Source organism: Termitidicoccus mucosus (assembly GCF_038725785.1).
Lineage (GTDB): Bacteria > Verrucomicrobiota > Verrucomicrobiia > Opitutales > Opitutaceae > Termitidicoccus > Termitidicoccus mucosus.
In genome coordinates, this window is record NZ_CP109796.1 from 2,837,151 (window position 1) to 2,855,864 (window position 18,714).

An 18,714-nucleotide genomic window follows, 5' to 3' on the forward strand; every position below is an offset into this window, starting at 1 on the left:
GATTGGTTTTCTGAAGGACGGAGAGGACGAAGAAGATGGGAATGTGCGGTTGGTTACATGTGGGTTGAGAGCGAGAATGGGCGTTTGAGTTTACCGCGGGCGGCGGCTTGCTTTGCGTCCGGCGTCATGGCGAATGCCAGCTCGCCTCCGGCGGCGAGGACGGCGTGCGGGATTTCGAGCGAGCGATGAGGCCGGCCGTTGAAGGTCACATCGGCAACGTAGGGCGCGTCGGGGGACGCGTTTTCGGCGGTGATGACGAGCGGGCCGGCGGGGAGGTCAATCGTGACGCGCGGGAAGCGCGGCGCGCCGAGCACGTAGGCGGGATGGCCGACGGTGAGCGGAAAAATGCCGAGGGTGGAAAGGACATACCACGCGGACATTTCGCCGTTGTCCTCGTCGCCGGGGAAACGCTCGGGCGTGTAGAGTTCGTCCACGACACGGCGCACCCAGTGCTGCGTGCGGTCGGGGCGGCCGGCGGCGGTATAGAGCCAGAGCACGTGGTGCACCGGCTGATTGGAATGCGCGTATTGGCCGAAATTGGCGGCGGCCATCTCGGTCATCTCGTGGATTTCGAAGCCGTAATGGCCGGTTTCGAAATGCGGCGGCTGCCCGAGCATGCGGTCGAGCCGGGCCGTGAATTTCTTGTCGCCGCCCATGAGCTTGATCAGGCCGGCGGCGTCGTGAGGCACGGCCCAGGTGTGCTGCCACGGGCCGCCCTCGATGTAGTCGCTCGACCAGGAAAACTCGGAGAACGGCGTCCGCCATTTGCCGTTGGCAAGGCGCCCGCGCAGGAAGCCGGTTTTCGCGTCGTAGAGACGGCGATAGCTGGTGGCGCGCGCCAGAAGACGCCCGGCCTCGGCGTCGCGGCCGAGCGCGCGGGCGAACTGCGCGATGGCGAAATCGCAGTGCGCGTAGTCGCAGGTGCGGGCGACGGAGTGCGAGGCGTGGTCGGACGGAACGTATCCCAGTTTCTGATACATGGTGACGCCGGTGCGGCCGTAGGCCGGTGTGGGCGGCTCGGTGGTGGCGTCCTTGAGCATGGCCGCGAGCGCGGTCTCGGGATCGAAGTTGCGGATGCCCTTCAGCCACGCGTCGGCGATGACGGCGGAGCCGTGCGAGCCGATCATGCACTCGCGGTAGCCGGGGCTGGCCCAGCTCGGGAGCCAGCGGCCCTCGCGGTAAACGTTGAGCCAGCCCTCGATCATGTCGCCGAGCAGGTCGGGCGCGATGAGCGAGAGCAGGGGAAGGAGCGTGCGGTAAACGTCCCAGAAGCCGCAGTCGGTGTAGAAGGGGCCGTCGTAGGTGCGGCCGTCGAACGGGCTGAAGTGTATCCGTTTTCCGGATGCGTCGTATTCGTGCCACTGGCGCGGGAAAAGCATCGTGCGGTAGAGGCAGCCGTAGAAGGTGCGGCGCCGGTCCTCGCCCGCGCCCTCGATCCGGATGACGCCGAGGCGCTTCTGCCACGCGGCGGCGGCGGCGGCGAGCGTGGTGTCGAAGCGGTCGCGCCCGAGTTCGCGGCGGAGGTTGAGAAGCGCCTGGTCGGAGTTGATGAACGAGGTGGCGACCTTGACCGTGACCGCGCCGCCAGCGGGGCGCTTGAGGCGCAGCCACATGCCGGTGGCCATCGCGCCGGCGCCGGGCGCGGTGGTGGAGGCCTCGAAGCGCTCGGCGGCAACGATGGGCGCGCCGATCTCGGCGACGAAGTGGCAGCGGAAATTTCCCGGCACACCGCCCTGGTGCGCGGTGGAGACGCCGATGACGAGGCGGCGCTCGCGGTCAACGCGCATCACCTCGCCCTGCGCGGGCTTGAAGGCGATCCAGGTGTTTGCGCCGCGCGTGTAGGTGAAACGGAAACTCGCGCCGCGCTCGGTGGGCGTCATCTCGGCGATGATGCCGTGGCGTTCGAGCGTGGTGCGGAAATAGTGCGGGCGCGCGATGGTGGCGGCGGGCGAGTAATAGGATTCGGCGGCGGCGAGCGAATCGAGCGGGTTTCCGTCGCTGGCGACCATGATGAGGAACTGGCCGTAGTCGGCGATCCACGGGCTGGGCTGGTGCGTGCCGCGGAAGCCCTGGATTTTCGGCGAGCGGCGGTCGAAGACCCAGCGGCCTTCGTCGGTCTGCGGCGCCCAGCCGATCATGCCGTGCGGCATGGTGGTGAGCGGGATGGTGTTGCCGGTGGAAAACGCGAAGGAGGAATCGGTGCCCTGGCGGGTGTCCACCAACTCCGGCAAGGATGCCGGAGTCGGAATTCTCGATTTTGGATTCTCGATTTTCGATTGGGGCGCTCCCGCGCCGTTGCGGGCGGCGGGTTGGCGTGGTTGGGAAGTGATTGTCTTGGCGGACATGAAAAGCGGTCGAAAAATTTGTCGTGCGGTTGATTGTTTTCGGCGCGGGAGCGCCCCAATCGAAAATCGAGAATCCAAAATCGAAAATCTCACGGCCCGATCCACAGCCAGCGGACCTCGTCGATGGTGACGCGGCCGCTCACGCCTTCGGTGGTGATGAAGACCTCGGCGGGTTTGCCGGCCTCGAAGCGGAATTCGCCGAGCGGGCGAAAGGCGAAGGGCGTGCCGCGTTCGCGCTCGTTGACGATCACTGTGTCGGCGCCGCCGGCATGCGTGATCTTCACCGGCACGGCGGTCGCGCAATCCGGCCCCTGCTCGAAGGCGAAGGCCACGCGGTAGCGGCCGGTGCGCGGAAGCGTGGCGGCGAAGGTCGCGGTTTTCGGGTTCCTGTCGATGTCCATCGCGTGGTGGTTCACGCGACCCCGGCCCTCCATCGTGCGCGAGAAGCCGCGATCCCAGCGCCCGGTGAGCTTCGCGCCCTCGACCGTCACGCTGGCGTCGGGCTCGACGTCCTCGCCGATGACGACGGTCTGCTGCTCGACGAGCGAGTGCGTGCCGTCGGCATCGACGGCCTTGAGGCTGACGGTGTAGCGTTTCGGCGTGGTGAAGGTGAACACGGGCGCGGGGTCGGTGCTCTGCACTTCGCCGGAGCCGTCGAAGTTCCAGTAATAGCTGAGCGGGGACCGGACGTGGACGCCGCGTGCGGCGAACTGCACGGGCTCGCCGGCGACCGCCCGGCCGCCGGCGGGGCCGACGATGGCGACGACGGGGCGGAACGGGGCCTTGAGCGGGATGCCGGCGCCGGCGAGCGCGACTTGTAGTTTTTCAATGGATACATCCTGCACGGCGATGGCTTCGCGGCGCGCGATCCGCGCGGCGAAGCCGGCGGCCTGGCCGATCATCATGAAGACCGGCTCCATGCGCAGGCTGCCGTAGGCGATGTGCGTGGCGGAGACGGCGCAGGTGACGAGGAGGTTGTCCGGCGCGATGGGCGTGATGCTGCGGTAGGGAATCTCGTAGGCATCGACGCCGGAGATGAGGAAGCCCTCCTTTGTCAGGCCGCCCGGCGTCTGCACGAAGGAGACGTCATGCGAGTCGATGTTGTAGCTGCCCATGCAGATGGTGTCGGGTTTCCAGCGGTCGCGCTCGAGGTCGTTTTGCGTGAGCAGGTGGCGGCCGAGCATGCGGCGGGCCTCGCGCACGTAGATTTGCGGGGTGATGTTTCCGCTCTCGACAAACTCGTCTTTTGGCAGGCCCCACTTGCGCGCGCTTTGTTTGAACTCGTCGGGGAGCGCGGGGTCGTTTTGCAGCATCCACCACATGCTCGCCCAGTAGTCGCGGACGCGCCCGACGATGAAGGCGCGCATCTCGTAGTCGGCCTCGGCGTAGGCATAGTTGGCGCCGGGATAATCGGCCTTGTTGGGGTCGCTCTTGCCGTTGACCGGGCCCCAGAGCGGCGCGTCGTGGAAGAGTTCCTCGAAGGTGCGGATGTTGTGCTTGTTGACGTAGTCGATGAAGTGGCGGTGCGGTTCCGGCGTGTAGGTGCGGGGCTTGGGAACGGGCACGCGGATGTCGTCGCGGTTGGTGAGGGTGGAGCGGATGTTGTAGGACTGCACGCGGTGGTCGCCGGCGCCGCGATACTGCGCGGGCGCGTGGGTGCGGCCGGCGAGGGATTCGTTGTATTCGACGCGGGCCTCGCGGCCCACGCGGTAGGGGACATGGGCCGAGGCCATGAGGTCGCCCTCGTAGGTGGCGTCGATGAACACGCGGGCGCGCACGGTCGTCTCCGCGCCGGTCTCGTAGTGTTTTGTAGTTATGGAACGGATACGGTTATTTTCCGTGACGGTGGCAAGGGGCGCGAGGCGCTCCTTGCGCAGCACGGTGACGCCGGCCTCGCGGAGCATGTCGGAGAAAATGCGGTCGGCGACGGAGGGCTCGAAGAAGAGGCCGTTTTTGCATTCCTTCACCTGGGCAGAGTCGGGACCGTAGGTTTCGGCGTAGTATTTCTTGACGCGGGCGAAAAACTCGAAGGAAAGGCCGCCGACGGTTTCGCGGCGCCCGATGTCGGTCTTGGTGAGGCCGCCGGACATCATGCCGCCGACGAGGTAGCTGGGTTCGAGCAGGATGACTTTCTCGCCGGAGCGGGCGGCGGAGACGGCAGCCATGATGCCGGCGGGTGTCGCGCCGAAGACGGCGATGTCGCAGCGTTTTTCCGCCGGCGCGGGCTGTGCCGCGGCGCTGGCGGAGCCGGGAGCAACGATGGTCATGGCGGGAAGGGCGAAGAGGGAGAGGAGGCGGAGTTTTTTCATGTGAAAGTTTTAGGAGTTTTTTTAACCGCGAAGGATGCGAAGGGAGGCGTTTTTTTGACACAGAGGTCACGGAGCTCGGACACAGAGGCCACGGAGGCCGGGTTGGTATTTATGGCTTTGCAGGCTTGGCGGATGGTTTTTGTTTTTATTTTGAAAGGAGTTTCGGGTGCGGGGAAAAAGCGAAGTCTTGCGGGCCTCCGTGCCCTCTGTGTCGGAGCTTTGTGTTCTCTGTGTCTATTGATTATTTCCCAAGTTGGCTTGGACGCGGCGGAAAAACTCGTCGGGCGCGACGACCTCGACGCCCGGGTCGAGGCGGGCGGCGAGCGCGGCGACGTCGGCGACGGTGTGGGTCCAGACGTGGACGACCACGAGTGAGTATCCTTTTTCCGAATACGGATCGCGCGGGGCCCGGTTGAGGCGGGCGGCGACGGCGTCGGGAGAGTTGCGCGAGGGTTTTGCGGGCGTGGATGCGTGATGGCCCGAGCCCCATAGCTGCATGGCGGCGGAGACCACGGGCTTGCCGCGCGCCCAGACGATGCGGCCGCGGTATTTGTCGTAGGGCGCGTAGTCGAAGTAGATGAGGCCGTCGATGTTGGGCTGCGAGAGATAGGCGTCCCAGAGGTCGGTGCGCTCGAAGGCGTCGTTGTCGATGATCTGCACGAGGCGCAGGTCGGAGAGGCCCATGAGGCGGTTCAACTCCGCGCAGTGGGCGGCGAGCGCGCCGGGAGGCATGAGGCTGGGATAAAAGTATCCGTTGCCGGAGGGACCGACGATGAAGTGGTCGCGGGGCAATGCGGAATGAAGGGACATGGTCGCCGGGTGCGCGCTGGAGTCTCTTGTTACTTGATACTTGTCACTTTCCACTTCCGCGACCGCGGTCGCGGCCTGGTCGTAATACCACTGCATCACGCCGGGCGCGAACTCGGCCAGCGCGGGGGCCATGCCCCAGCCGAGCGGCACCTGGCCGCGGGCGGGACTGGCGAACCAGCGGTCGTTCACCGGGCAGTCGAAGAGCAGCCAGCTCATGTTGTCGCCGTCGGAGAGGACGAAGGTGACGGTGTGTTTCTTGGCGGGCTTTTGGGTGGATTTCGCCGTGCGCGTGGCGGAGCCTTTTTGTTTCAGGCCTCCGTCCGGCACCGGCAGGCTGCTGAGCACGGAGAGGTTTCGCGCGTGGTCGGAGGGGATGAGCGGAAGGCCGAGGCGCGACACACGGCCGATGAAAGTCTGCTCGTCCTCTTTTTCGCCGTCGCCCCAGCCGAGGATGAACGGCAGCGCACCGGCGCGGGTGGGCTGGCGCGCGCGCGCGGCAAGGCGTGTCTCGGATTCGTCGGCGGGATTGCCCTTGCCGCTGGCGGGGGCGGGAACGACTTGCGCGTTGGCGAGCACGGCGTAGTCGCGGGCCTGCCAGACTTGGCCGGGGGGCTGGGAGACGATGATATCGGGGGTGGTTGCGGCGTGTAGGGCGCGACCTTGCGTCGCGCCGGGATTGGAAGGGCACGCGGACAGCCTGGGACATTCGCGGCCTGACGCGAGGTCAGGCCCTACGTTGGCGGTGCCGGCGTTCGCCTCCGCGAGCGCGCGGTCGAGCCAGGCGTAGTCCTTTTCGCGGGTGTCGTGGAGTTGTTGCCAACCGAGCGAATCGGCCAGCGACTGGAGCGGTTCGTCGATGATGATTCCGCGCAACGGCCCGGCGAGCGTGCCCGCGAGGGCGAGCGAGCGCTGGTCGGCGGCGCGGCAGAGCAGATAACCGGCGGGCGCTTTGGCAAAATGGGCCAGCAGCGCGCGGCAGGACGCCGCGTCCTCGACCTGCGTGCCATGGGTGGTTTTCAGGATTTCGAGCCAGTGTTTGTAACCGGCCGAGCCGTCATCGAGGTAGAGGTTTTCCGCGCTGTCCTTGGCGAGGATGCCTTGGAGGGAGGTGAGCGCGATAAGCTCGGGTTTGGAGAGACGCGTGTGCGCGATGCGAAACAATTTCGCGGGCGGCGTGCCTTTCGGGGGTGTGGCCGCGGAGACAAAAGCGAATGTGTTCATGAAAAAAATGACCACAAAAACGAGACTGGCGGCGATGCGGCATCGGGCGCCGAAAGCGACTTTCATGCGTGGAGAAAAAGAGGTGATGCGTGAGTAAGGCATGAAGGGGATTCCGGGTAAAGCGACTGACATAGGTCGGAATATTTTCACTTTGTCAAAGTTTTTCTGAGAAAAAGCATATTCCCGGCTGGAGACAGGCATGGGCAATCCTTGATTGATCAATATCTGAACGAAAATTGGTGAGAATAGCGGCTATTTCGGAGGATTCATGGAGCGTCGGCATCCCCGCTGCCCTTGCTTTATAGTGAGCTCACTATTCGAGCTCGGAAAATTTCTATTGACAAACATATTCTGATATAGGTTAGTTAGTCCTGCTTTACCCTATGACTACACCCGAATCCACCCAGAGAGTTGCCGCGCGTCCGCGGCTGAAGCCGTTGGCGCTAGTAGTGTGGGCGGTGGTGGCGGCGCTGCTGGGGGTCTCGGCGGCGATCATCGCGCTGTCGCGGGGCGAGCCGGTCAACGCCATCTGGGTGGTGGTCGCCTCGGTGTGCGTCTTCGCGCTGGCCTACCGCTTTCATTCCGCCTGGCTGATGGCAAAGGTGCTCACCCTCGACGAGACCCGGGCCACCCCGGCGGTGGCCTTCGAGGACGGCAAGGACTTTGTGAAGACGCACCGCTGGGTGGTCTTCGGGCACCATTTCGCGGCCATCGCGGGGCCCGGACCGCTGGTCGGGCCGGTGCTCGCCGCGCAGTTCGGCTACCTGCCCGGGTTGCTGTGGATTCTCGTCGGCGCGACCCTCGGCGGGGCGGTGCACGACTCGATTGTCCTGTTCTGCTCGATCCGGCGGCGGGGCAAGTCGCTCGGGCAGATGGTGCGCGAGGAGGTCGGGCCCTTCGCCGGCGCGGTCGCGCTGCTCGGCACGGTGGCGATTCTGGTCATCATCATCGCGGTGCTGGCGCTGGTGGTGGTGCGGGCCTTGGCGGAGAGTCCCTGGGGGCTGTTCACCATCCTGGCCACCGTGCCCATCGCCATGCTCATGGGCGTGGGGCTCAAGTCGGGCAAGGTGCACGTGGGGCTGGTCAGCGCCTTCGGCGTGGTCATGCTGCTTTTGTCGGTGGTGGCAGGCAAATGGATCCAGGGCACCGCGCTGGAGGGCTGGCTGACGCTGGAGGGCCGGCCGCTGGCCTGGGGCATCATGGGCTACGGGCTGCTGGCCAGCGTGCTGCCGGTCTGGCTGCTGCTCGCCCCAAGGGATTACCTGAGCACGTTCATGAAGATCGGCGCGGTGGCGCTCTTGGGCGTGGCGATCATTTTTCTGGCGCCGACCCTGCACATGCCCGCGCTGACGCGCTTCGTCGACGGGACCGGGCCGGTGTTCGCCGGGAAGGTCTTTCCGTTTTGTTTCATCACCATCGCGTGCGCGGCGGTCTCGGGCTTCCATGCGTTGATCGCGTCGGGGACCACGCCGAAGCTGCTGGCGAAAGAGAAGGACATCCGGGTGGTGGGCTACGGGGCGATGATCACGGAGATGCTGGTGGGGGTGATGGCGCTGATCGCGGCGTGCGCCATGCAGCCCGGCGAGTATTTTGCCATCAACATGGCCGGGACGCCCGCGGAGGTGACCGCGCAGGTGACGGAGCTGGGCTTTCCGGTGAGCGAGGCGCAGATGGAAAAACTCGCCTCCGACGTGGGCGAGAAGACCATGATCGGACGCACGGGGGGAGCCCCGACCTTTGCGGTGGGCATGGCGCGGATGTTTTCGAGCGTGCTGAAAAACCCCACGGCGATGGCCCTGTGGTATCACTTCGCAATCATGTTCGAGGCGCTGTTCATCCTCACCACGATCGACGCGGGCACGCGGGTGGGGCGCTTCCTGGTGCAGGATTTGTTGGGCGGGATATGGCGGCCGCTGGGCAACACGCGCTCGACCGCGGCGAGCTGGGCGGCGAGCGTGCTGTTCGTGGCGGCCTGGGGCTGGTTTTTATATCAGGGCGTGGTCGATCCCCACGGGGGCATCAACTCGCTGTGGCCGATCTTCGGGGTGGCCAACCAGCTGCTGGCCGTGATCGCCCTGTCGCTGGGCGCGACGGTGCTCATCAAGATGGGCCGGGCGCGCTACGCGTGGGTGGCGTGGCTGCCGCTGGCCTGGCTGCTGGCGGTGACGATGAGCGCGGGCTGGCAGAAAATCTTCGCGGCCGACCCACGGCTGGGCTTCCTGAGCGCGGCGCGCAGCCTGGCCGAAAGAATCGACGCGGGCGCGGCCTCGGGCGCGCCGCCCGCGCAGCTCGCGCAGTGGCGGCATCTCCTGCTCAACCAGTACGTGAACACCGCGGTGACCGCGAGCTTCCTCATCCTGGTCCTGCTCATCCTCGCCGCCTCCGCACGCTCCTGGTGGCTCATGCTCGCCAGCAGGCAATCCATCCCCCTCCGCGAGGAACCGCGCACCGACATCCTCGCAACAGCGAAGTAGCGACAAAGCAGCGGTCGAAAACCACAAATTGCAAAAGCAACCAATCCCAAAAATCGAAAAACCAATCATCAACACCCAAAAGAAAAACAACCCGCCCATCCTGCTCCTGAATCACCTGTCATGAAAAAGATCCCCTTCGTTTTGCTTGTCCTCCTTTTAACGTCCCTTCTGTCCGGCCAGTCCGCGAACGACCTGCCCGTCAACCGCGACTACGATATCGTCGTGTTCGGCGCGACTTCGGCGGGCGTGACCGCGGCCGTCGCTGCCGGACGCGCGGGCGAGAAAGTCCTCCTGCTCGAGTCCGGCTACCTCGTCGGCGGCATGATGACCGGCGGCCTCACCAAGACCGACATCGGCAAACGCGAGACCATCGGCGGGCTCTCCGAGGAGTTTTTCAACCGGGTGCGAGAGCATAACAAAAAAGCCTACGGGGAAACCTCCGAGCAGGCGAAGGCCGCGGGCGCCGCGCTCATCTTCGAGCCCAAGGTCGCCGGCGCCGTCTTCATGCAAATGCTCACCGGGGCCGGCGTGACCGTGCGCACGCACGAGCAGCTCGTGAAATCCCATGTATCCAATGGCGTGATACAAAAGATCGTCACCCGCGACTACCGCACCGGTGAAAAATTCGCCTACGCCGCGCCCGTGTTCATCGACGGGACCTACGAGGGTGACCTCATGGCCGCCTCCGGCGTGCTCTACCGCGTGGGCCGCGAGGCGCGCTCGGAATACAACGAACCCCTCGCCGGCATCACCAAGGGGCCCGCCGAGTATCTGGGCAAAAGCGACCACCGCCTCCAGTCCTACAACATCCGCGGCACGCTCACCAACCGCGACGACATCCGCGTGCCCATCCCGAAACCGGCGAACTATGACCCCGAGCCGTTCGAGTATTTCGTGCGCGTCGTCCGCGAGCACGACATCAAGGAATTCACCGTCCTCTTCGACGACTACCAGCGCTGGGGCATGATCAACGGCAAGTGCGACCCGAACAAGGCCGACATGCTCGACATCAACATGGCGTATCCCGAGGCCGACTACGAGGCCCGCGCCCGTATCGTGCAGCGCGTGCAGGACCACTGGCTCAGCCTCTGGTGGATGCTGCAAAACGACCCGCGCCTGTCCGAGGAGTTCAAGGCCAGCGCGCGCAAGTGGGGCCTGCCCTCCGACGAATACGTCGAGAGCGGCCATGTCACCCCGCAGCTCTACATCCGCGTCGCCCGCCGCATGATGGGCCGCTATTTCCTCACCCAGCGCGACTGCGAATACGACCGCTTCAAGCCCGACGCCATCTGCATGGGCAGCTACAACATGGACAGCCACTCCACGCAGCATATCTGGACCGACGCCAGACGCGTCGAGGAAGGTCACTTCAACCAGTCCACCGATCCCTACGAGATTCCCTACCGCAGCATCACGCCCCACGGAGTGAAAAACCTGCTCGTCGTCGCGGCCGTCTCCGCGAGCCACGTCGCGTATTCCAGCCTGCGCATGGAGCCCGTCTTCATGATGCTCGGCGAGGCCGGCGGCACCGCCGCGCATCTCGCCCGCCGCGCGAACAGCAGCGTGTGGGACGTATCCGTTGAAAAACTACAGTCTGCGCTCCGCAAAAGCGGCGTGCCGCTCGCCGCTCCCTACCGCCCGGTCGCCGGCATCCGCGTGAAAACGCCCCCACCCTACGCGCCCGGCCAGGCCGTCGAGCTTGAGGCGGTTGAGGAAGTCGCCCGCACGCCGCTCACCCGGTTCTCCTGGAACTTCGACGGCAGCGGCGCGGTGCAGGCCGCGGGCCGGCAGGTCAAGTGGACCATCCCGCGCGAAGGCGTTTACAAGATCATGCTCATCGCTCAGGACGGGAAACACACCGCGCTGCCCGCCACCGCGGTCATTCAGGCGGGCGAGTCGAAAAAACCCGCGGCCATCGAGGTGCACTATGAAAAGGCGCAGCTCAAGGGCCGCTGGAAACGCACGCGCGGCACCGACATCGAATACCGCCAGCGCGTGGGTCTCGTGGACGAGGCCGAGGGCGACGGCTCCTGCATGGCGCGATTCGCCGCGAAGCTGCCGCAGTCGGGCCGCTACCAGGTTTCCGTTGCCTGGCCGGTCTCAGGCAACCGGGCGATGAATGTTCCCGTGACCATCCAGCACGCCGGAGGCGAAACGAAGCTCATGGTCAACCAGCGCAAGCGCAAGGACGGCCCCTTCACCTTCGTCCCGCTGGGCGAGTATGAGTTCAAGGCCGGCGAGGACGCCGTCGTGACGATCTCCAACGCCGGCGCGAAAGGTTACGTGGCCATCGACGCGGTGCGCTTTGTCCCCGCCGCCGGTGACAAGGCGAAGTAGCAAGTGGCAAGGCTCGCCGCGCTCGCAAATTCCAAATCCCCAAAAAATTCCCAATCCCAAAATCTCAAAAACCATACCCGCCATGCCCATGAAAACAAAAACCGCCACCGTTGCGCCCGCCGCGTCGTTGCGTGAGCAAATCTCCGTCGCCGTCCTTTTCTTTGCCGCATTCGCCCTCCTCGCCGCACCAGCCCGCGCCGACATCCACCAAGTCGAGCCCGCCACCACCATCAACTCGACCGTGACCGGCTCCTGGGCCTCCAGCGACACCATTGTATTCAAGGGCGACGTCCAGCTCGGCTACAGCCCGGGCTACAACGACAGATCGCTCGTCTTCCAGTCCGACATCGCCGGCGTCACGCGCGTCATCGATGCCGCCGGGTTCCGTTTCGCCGCCCTGAACAGCGGCGTCGCCATGACGCTCAGCGACATTGAAATCAAAAACTCGGTTTATTCCAACAACGGCGGCGCGTTCACCATCAGCGGTGGCGACACCACCGGCACCACCTCGCTTCTCGGCAGCTTTGCCATCACCAGCGCCACCGCCCTCAACAGCGGTGGTGCGATTCACGCCGCCAATGGCAGCCTCCTGCTCGGCAGCGCGGGCGGTTTGGTCACGTTCGCCGGCAACATGTCCGGCACCGCCATCGGCGCCAACGGTGGCGCGGTAAACATAAGCACCGCCGGTGCCACCCTCACCGTCGCCGGCTCCTCCATCTTCAATGACAACATTGCGGGCGGCGGCGGTGGCGCCGTAAACATCGGCACCGGAGACCTCGTCTTCAAGGGCAACGCCTCTTTCTCCCGCAACATCGCCGGCAACGGCGGCGCCGCCATCAAGGCCGCCGGCTCCATTCTCTTTGAAAAGGACGCCTTCTTCGCCTCCAACACCATGACCGGCACCGCCAACAGCCTCGGCGGCGCCATTCATGCCGCCAACGGCCTCACCATCCTCGGCAACGCCACCTTCCAGGACAACCGCAGCGAAGCCGGCCAGCGCGGTGGCGGTGCCATCTATGTCGTCGCCGGCAACCTCTCCATCTCCGGCACCTCCCTCTTCTCCAACAACTACTCGCGGATAAACGGCGGCGCGATTTATTATTTCCCCGCCGGCACGATCACCTTCGGCTCCTACGTCACCGCCACCGGCAACACCGCCGGCACCGGCGGCGGCGCCATCCACTCGCAGAGCGGCGACATTTACCTCCTCGCCGGCGGCAATTTCTCCCGCAACAACGCCCTCGCCGGCTCGGGCGGCGCGCTCCACCTCAACACCGCCGGCCACGTGATTGATGTCACCGGCTACACCGTCATTTCCTCCAACACCGCCGTGCAAAACGGCGGCGGCATTTACGCTGCCAGCCCCGTCACCTTCCGCGACGGCGTGGAGATGCGCGACAACACCGTCACCGGCGGCCCCGGCGGCGCGATCCGCCACAACAACGCCGCCTCCGCCGTCACCATCACCGGCCCGTTCGCCTTCACGGGCAACACCGCCTCGCTCCAAGGCGGCGCGATCGCCACCATCGGCAGCCTTTCCCTCATCGGCAGCGGCAGCTTCACCGGCAACCGCGCCGGCACCACCGCCGGCTCCGTGCTCGAAGGCGGCGCGATCATCCTCGAGGCCACCACCGCCGCCGCCTTCACCGCCACGCTCGCCGCCACCACCGGCGACATCGTTTTCCGCGACAACCGCCATCGCGTCAGCGACGACGGTTCCGGCGTGCCCAACGCAATTTACCTCAAAAACATCACCACCGGCGCCGGCATCGCGCTGAATTTGGAGGCGACGGAAGGCAACTCCATTAACTTTTATGACCCCATCGCGTCGGCGGTTGACGCCACCGCCAAGTTCGCCATCGCAGTCACCAAGACCGGCGCAGGCTCCGTGCTTTTCGACCAATACCAATCCGCCATCGTCGCCGACACCGCCGTCGCCGCCGGCGCGTTCAAGCTCACCGGCGGCGCGATCTACGGGGCGGACAGCGGCACCGGCTCGTTCACCGTCGCGTCCGGCGCCACGCTCGCGGGCAACGGCATTGTCCGGGCCAATGCCATCACCATCGCCAATGGCGCGACGCTGGAGGCGCTCGAGGGCGGTTCCCTCGCCTTCGACTCCGCTGGCACGCCCGTCATCGGCACCGGCCTGACGCTCGCCGGGTCCGGCACGATCGCGATTCCGCAGGCGCTCGATGCCGCCGCCGTCCGCGTCGGCGAGGCCGGCGCAACCGCCGCGCAGACCCTCTCGCTCACCGGCAACCTCACGCTGGCCGACGGCGCGGTGCTGCGGCACGATCTGTATGCGGGCGGCGCCGCCGACCTCCTCGCCGCGCTCGGCGATTTCGCGCTCACCGGCACCGCCACCATCGACCTGGGCGCGGTGGACTCCGGCACGTTCACCCTCATGTCTTGGGCCGGCTCCGGCCTCGCGGCTTCCGACACGACAAAGTTCGCCATCACCGCCAACGGCGCCGAACTCACCGCGCGCAACCATGCCTCGATTGACATCGACGACGGCGCGAAAACACTCTCCCTCACCAATCAGGTCGTCAGCCTCGGCCTCACGTGGACGGGCTCGGAAAACGCCGTCTGGACCAGCGCCCCCGGCTCCACTGCGAACTGGACCGACGGAGCGGCCAACGCCGAAAACTACTTCCGCGACGGCGACAGCGTGTTGTTCGACGGCGACGGCTCCGCCGCTGGCCGCACGGTCACGCTCGCGGACGCCCTGACCGCCTCGCAGGTGCGCGTCATCGGCGGCGGCACGCACACCTTCACCGGCACGGGCGGCCTCACGACCGACGCGGCCTCCGTGCTCGACGGCTCCGCCGTCGCCACCGGCACCAGCGGCAAGCTGGTCAAGGAGGGCGCGGGCGAGCTCGTCTTTGAAAACACCGGCCCGAACACCTTCACCGCCGGCATCGACCACTCCGGCGGCGTCATCTCCTTCACCGACGCCGCGCAAATCGCCACCGGTCCCGGCGCGGCCATCACGCTCAGCAACAGCGCCGCGCTCCGCGCCGCCGCCGGCATTGCGGACCTCGCGAACAGCCTCACCGTCACCGCCGCCGCCGACACCGGCGTGTTTGACACGGGCACCTTTGCCGTCGGTTATTCCGGGCAGCTTTCCGGCGCGGGCACCTTGGTGAAGACCGGCTCCGGCGCGCTCACCTTCGCCGGCAACGCCAGCGCGGCCTTCGCCGGCACGACACGGGTTGACCAGGGCGCGCTCCTCCTTGCGTCCGCCGCGACGCTGGGCGGCGACGTCACCGCCACGGCCTCCGGCGCCATCGTCGGCGGCGCGGGCGCCTTCTCGGGCAACGTTTCTGTATCCAATGTGACACTACGCGTCGGCGGACTCTCAACCTCAAGCACGCTCATCATCGGCGGCACGCTCGCGCTGCACGACGCCACGCTCACCTTCGGCCTCTTCACCGGCACGCTCAGCGATGTCCTCACCATCGACGCCGGCGGCACCCTCGCGGTCAGCGGCTCAAACACCATCGACATCAACGCCCCCGAAATCGGCGTTTACACCCTCGGCAACATCGCCGAACTCGACGGCGCGACCGTCACCATTGACGGCCAGACGCAAGTCGCCGGCGGCCGCCAGCAGGCCGTGCTCTCCAGCACGACCGGAAACCTCCTGCTCCTTACCTATAATGCCGACCAGTCGCGCAACCTCGTCTGGACCGGCTCGACCGGCGGCGCGTGGAACAACGCTGACAGCAACTGGGACGGCTCGGTGAGCAAGTTTGCCGCGGGCGACAGCGTGACGTTCACCGGCAGCCTCGCCGCCAGCCACACCATCGCCATCGCGGGCGGCGGCGCGAGGGTCTCCGATTTGTTTGTCGAGGGTGCGGACGACTTCACCTTCACCGGCGCGGGCATCACCGGCGATTCCGCCTCCCTCGTGCTCGACAGCGGCACCTCCGAGGTGACCGGCGCGCAGGGCCGCCTCGTCAAGACCGGCGCCGGCACGCTCACCCTGGCCAACGCGGTCAACACCTTCCTCGGCGGCATCGACCTGTCCGGCGGCGCGATTGCGTTTTCCACTGCCGCCCAGCTCGGCACCGGCACCGCCGCCATCACCTTCTCCGGCGAAGCCATCCTTCGCGCCAACGCCGGCAACATCATCCTCTCCAACACCCTCGCCATCGCCGACGGCGTCACCGCCTCGATCGACACCGGCGCGCACACGCTCACGCTTGCGGGCGCGGTGACCGGCACGGCGGGCACGCTGGCCAAGCTCGGCGACGGCACGCTCGTCTATTCCGGCACCGCCGCGCTCGGCCACGCCGCCACGCGCATCGACGCCGGCGTGGTCGCGCTGCGCAACATCATCGCGACCGACGCGCCCTCCGTTGCGCACGCCTTCACCTTCAACGGCGGCTGGCTCGACCTCTCCGACACCACCTACGTCAGCGACGGCTCGGCCGCCAACGATTGGAGCCTGCTCGCATTCTCGGGCAGCCTCGGCGGCGTCATCGGCAGCAACGACAAGATCACCCTCGGCGCGGGCGACCACGCCTTTGCCATCGGCCACGCCACCGACCTCGCAAAGCAGGGCGTGTTTGTCGTGGTCGATGCGGGCGCGGGTGTCGCCACCATGACCGGCGCGAACAACTATGCCGGCTACACGCTGCTCAAAAGCGGCACACTGCGCGTCACCGCCGACAGCCAGCTCGGCCTCGCCAGCCTGAACCGCGAGATCGTTTTCGACGGAGCCGGCGCCGCGCTCGAACTGGGCGACGGCTTCGCCAGCGCGCGCGCGCTTGAACTGCGCCAGAACGGCGAAGTGAGCGTCGCCGCCGCCGCGACCGCCACGCTGTCCGGCGCGATCACCGGCTCATCCAGCACGCTCACCAAGACCGGCGACGGCACCCTCGTGCTCACCGGCGCCGCCGCCGCAACCGCGCCCGGCTTCTCCATCGCCGCCGGCACGCTCCAGGGCAACACCGACAGCCTGCGGGGCAACATCGCCAACGCCGGCACGCTCGTTTTCGACCAGGCCTCGGACGGCGCCTACGCGGGCGTCGTCACCGGCGCCGGGGTGTTTGAGAAACGCGGCGCGGGCGTGCTCACCCTCTCGCAGGCCAGCGCCTACACCGGGGCGACCCGGGTGCTCGCGGGCACGCTCAAGGCCGGCGCGGCCGGCGTCCTCAACGCCGCCTCCGCCCACAGTGTATCCGGCGGGGCGATACTCGACCTCGGCGGCTTCGACCAGACGGTCGCGGGTCTTGCGGCCGACGGCTCCGTCATCCTCGACGCCACCTTCAACCCCGACGCCGGGCTCATCGGCCGCAACAACAAACTCACCGTCAGCGGCGCGCTCACCGGCAGCGGCACGATGCTCATCCGCCTCGCCCTCGACGAGACGATGAGCACCGGCGCCGCCAGCGTGGACGTGATCGACGCCGGCGCGGGCTCCGACACCAGCCAGCTCAAGGCCGTGCTCTCGCAGCGCGTCACCGACGGCATTTTCGACCTGGGCGCGGCCTTCGACGCCGGCGGCAACCTCACGCTCGCCGCCGCGATGGTCTCCCCGGAGGTTCCCGCCGCCACCGCCATCCCCACCCTCGCGCTGCTCATGGGGCAGGCCGGGCTCGACTCCGCCGCGCAGCGCCTCGGCGAACTGCGCGTGGAAACCGACCGCCTCGACAGCCTCTGGGCGCGCGGCATCTACCGCGAGGACCGCGTCACCGGCGAATTGTTCGACGGCACCGACGTGCGCACCCGCGGGTTCCAAGTCGGCGCCGATCACCTGTTCCCCGGAGTCTGGGGTGACGGCAGCCGGCTCGTCCTCGGCGTCTTTTTCGATGCGTTCGATGCCGGTGACAGCCATCCCTCGCCCGGCGCCGAGCTCGACGGACAGCAGCGCGCGCTCGGTCTCTACGGCACGCTCGCCAAGGGCAACTGGTATGTGGACGGGCTCGCCCGGTATGGAAAAACTGAATACGACGTGAACGCGCCCGACGACCGCCTGCGCGTGAAAGGCAACGGCCTCGCGTTCGCGCTCGAGACCGGCTACGCCTTCCACCTCCTCGGGCGCATAGAACCGTCGGTGCAGGCGGTTTGGCAGGATCAATCCTTTGACGACAACGCCGACCGCTTCAGCCGCGATTATCGCTTCGGCTCGACCACTTCGCTTCAGGCGCGCGGCGGCATCCGCTGGAGCACAAACATTCCCTTCGACACGCACAGTTCGTTTGCGCCGTGGCTGCGCGTGAGCGGCGGCTACGAGTTCGATGCCGACCAGAAGATCGGGATATCCGGCTTCTGGTTCGACAACGACCTCGGCGGCTCGCTCTTCACGGTGGAAGGCGGCGTGACGTTCCTGCTCGGCACGCGCGCCAGCCTGTATGCCTCGGGCATGTGGACCGGCGGCGGCAACATCGACAGCACCTCCGCCAGCGTCGGCCTGCGCTATTCATGGTAATGCCAATCGCCAATGGAAAACAGGCCTTTGCTGGAGGGCCGAGCTCCTGCGAGGCCGTCGCGGTTGGACGCACGGTTTTCCGGCCACGGCCTCGCGGGAGCTCGGCCCTCCAGCAGTCTAATCACAATTGGTAATTGGTGTTAGATTTTCAAAATGGAGGGACTACCTCCGTGCCGTCCGATCTCGAACGTGCCGTCCGGGTCGGGTGGCATGGGCGTCCCGCCCGTGCCACGCAAACCACACGGAAAGACAGCGGCACGCGGCACGCCATACGGCCAGACAACAAATCCCGCCGGTCTGGCGGGATTTGTTGTCTCATCTATCCAGAGCGATGAACGCCGGGCCGCCCCGGGCAATCACAGGTGCGGCTGGATCTTGGCGACAAAGGCGGGTTTGGTCGTGATGCCGGACACGCCGACGATTTTTTCGGCCACCGCGCCGTTTTTGAAAATGATGAAGGTGGGAATGGAGCGCACGCCGTATTCGGCGGCAAGGGAGCCGTGTTCATCCACGTTGACCTTGGCGACTTTCAGTTTGCCGGTGAGCTCGGTCGCGACTTCGTCGAGCACGGGGGCGATCGCTTTGCAGGGACCGCACCACGGAGCCCAGAAATCAACGAGCACGGTGCCCGTGGCGGTGGCGGTTTTGAAGGAATCAACGGTGAGGTGCTCGATTTTGTCGGACATGATTTGCGGATGGATTTGAGTGTTGCGGGTTGAGGACGGAATGAAAAACGAAGCGGGAGATAAAATGACGGGAATGCCAGAAAGCGAAAGCGG

At 66.5% G+C, this 18,714-nt stretch carries 7 protein-coding genes; 3 read left to right on the forward strand and 4 right to left on the reverse strand.

Annotation, left to right across the window (positions count from 1 at the left end; translation table 11 throughout):
* Positions 1–53 precede the first annotated feature (53 nt).
* From OH491_RS09920 to OH491_RS09930, 3 genes are all read right to left on the reverse strand, one after another.
* Entirely contained in the window at positions 54–2,345 is a 2,292-nt protein-coding gene (locus tag OH491_RS09920; protein ID WP_084442399.1) for a GH92 family glycosyl hydrolase, read from the reverse strand.
* Positions 2,346–2,434: 89 nt separating this feature from the next.
* Positions 2,435–4,654, reverse strand: coding sequence for an FAD-dependent oxidoreductase (locus tag OH491_RS09925; protein ID WP_068771554.1), 2,220 nt, complete (start codon positions 4,652–4,654; stop codon positions 2,435–2,437).
* A 234-nt stretch (positions 4,655–4,888) separates the two neighbouring features.
* Positions 4,889–6,685 carry a GxGYxYP domain-containing protein gene (locus OH491_RS09930; protein ID WP_334319490.1) on the reverse strand — a complete coding sequence of 599 codons (1,797 nt, stop codon included), beginning with the start codon at positions 6,683–6,685 and terminating at the stop codon, positions 4,889–4,891.
* Positions 6,686–7,068: 383 nt separating this feature from the next.
* Here OH491_RS09930 and OH491_RS09935 point away from each other — a divergent pair, with 383 nt between their 5' ends.
* From OH491_RS09935 to OH491_RS09945, 3 genes are all read left to right on the forward strand, one after another.
* Complete coding sequence (locus tag OH491_RS09935; RefSeq protein ID WP_334319489.1) at positions 7,069–9,159, forward strand: carbon starvation CstA family protein; 2,091 nt, start codon at positions 7,069–7,071, stop codon at positions 9,157–9,159.
* A gap of 120 nt (positions 9,160–9,279) precedes the next feature.
* Positions 9,280–11,496: an FAD-dependent oxidoreductase gene (locus OH491_RS09940; RefSeq protein ID WP_068771552.1), complete on the forward strand. Its 2,217-nt coding sequence runs from the start codon at positions 9,280–9,282 to the stop codon at positions 11,494–11,496.
* 88 nt (positions 11,497–11,584) lie between these two features.
* Positions 11,585–17,935: an autotransporter outer membrane beta-barrel domain-containing protein gene (locus tag OH491_RS09945; RefSeq protein WP_342751008.1), complete on the forward strand. Its 6,351-nt coding sequence runs from the start codon at positions 11,585–11,587 to the stop codon at positions 17,933–17,935.
* A 356-nt stretch (positions 17,936–18,291) separates the two neighbouring features.
* Here OH491_RS09945 and trxA read toward each other — a convergent pair whose 3' ends face one another.
* Positions 18,292–18,621 (reverse strand): thioredoxin, encoded by a 330-nt coding sequence (gene trxA / locus OH491_RS09950; protein ID WP_068771550.1) that lies wholly within the window; start codon positions 18,619–18,621, stop codon positions 18,292–18,294.
* Positions 18,622–18,714: the final 93 nt, after the last annotated feature.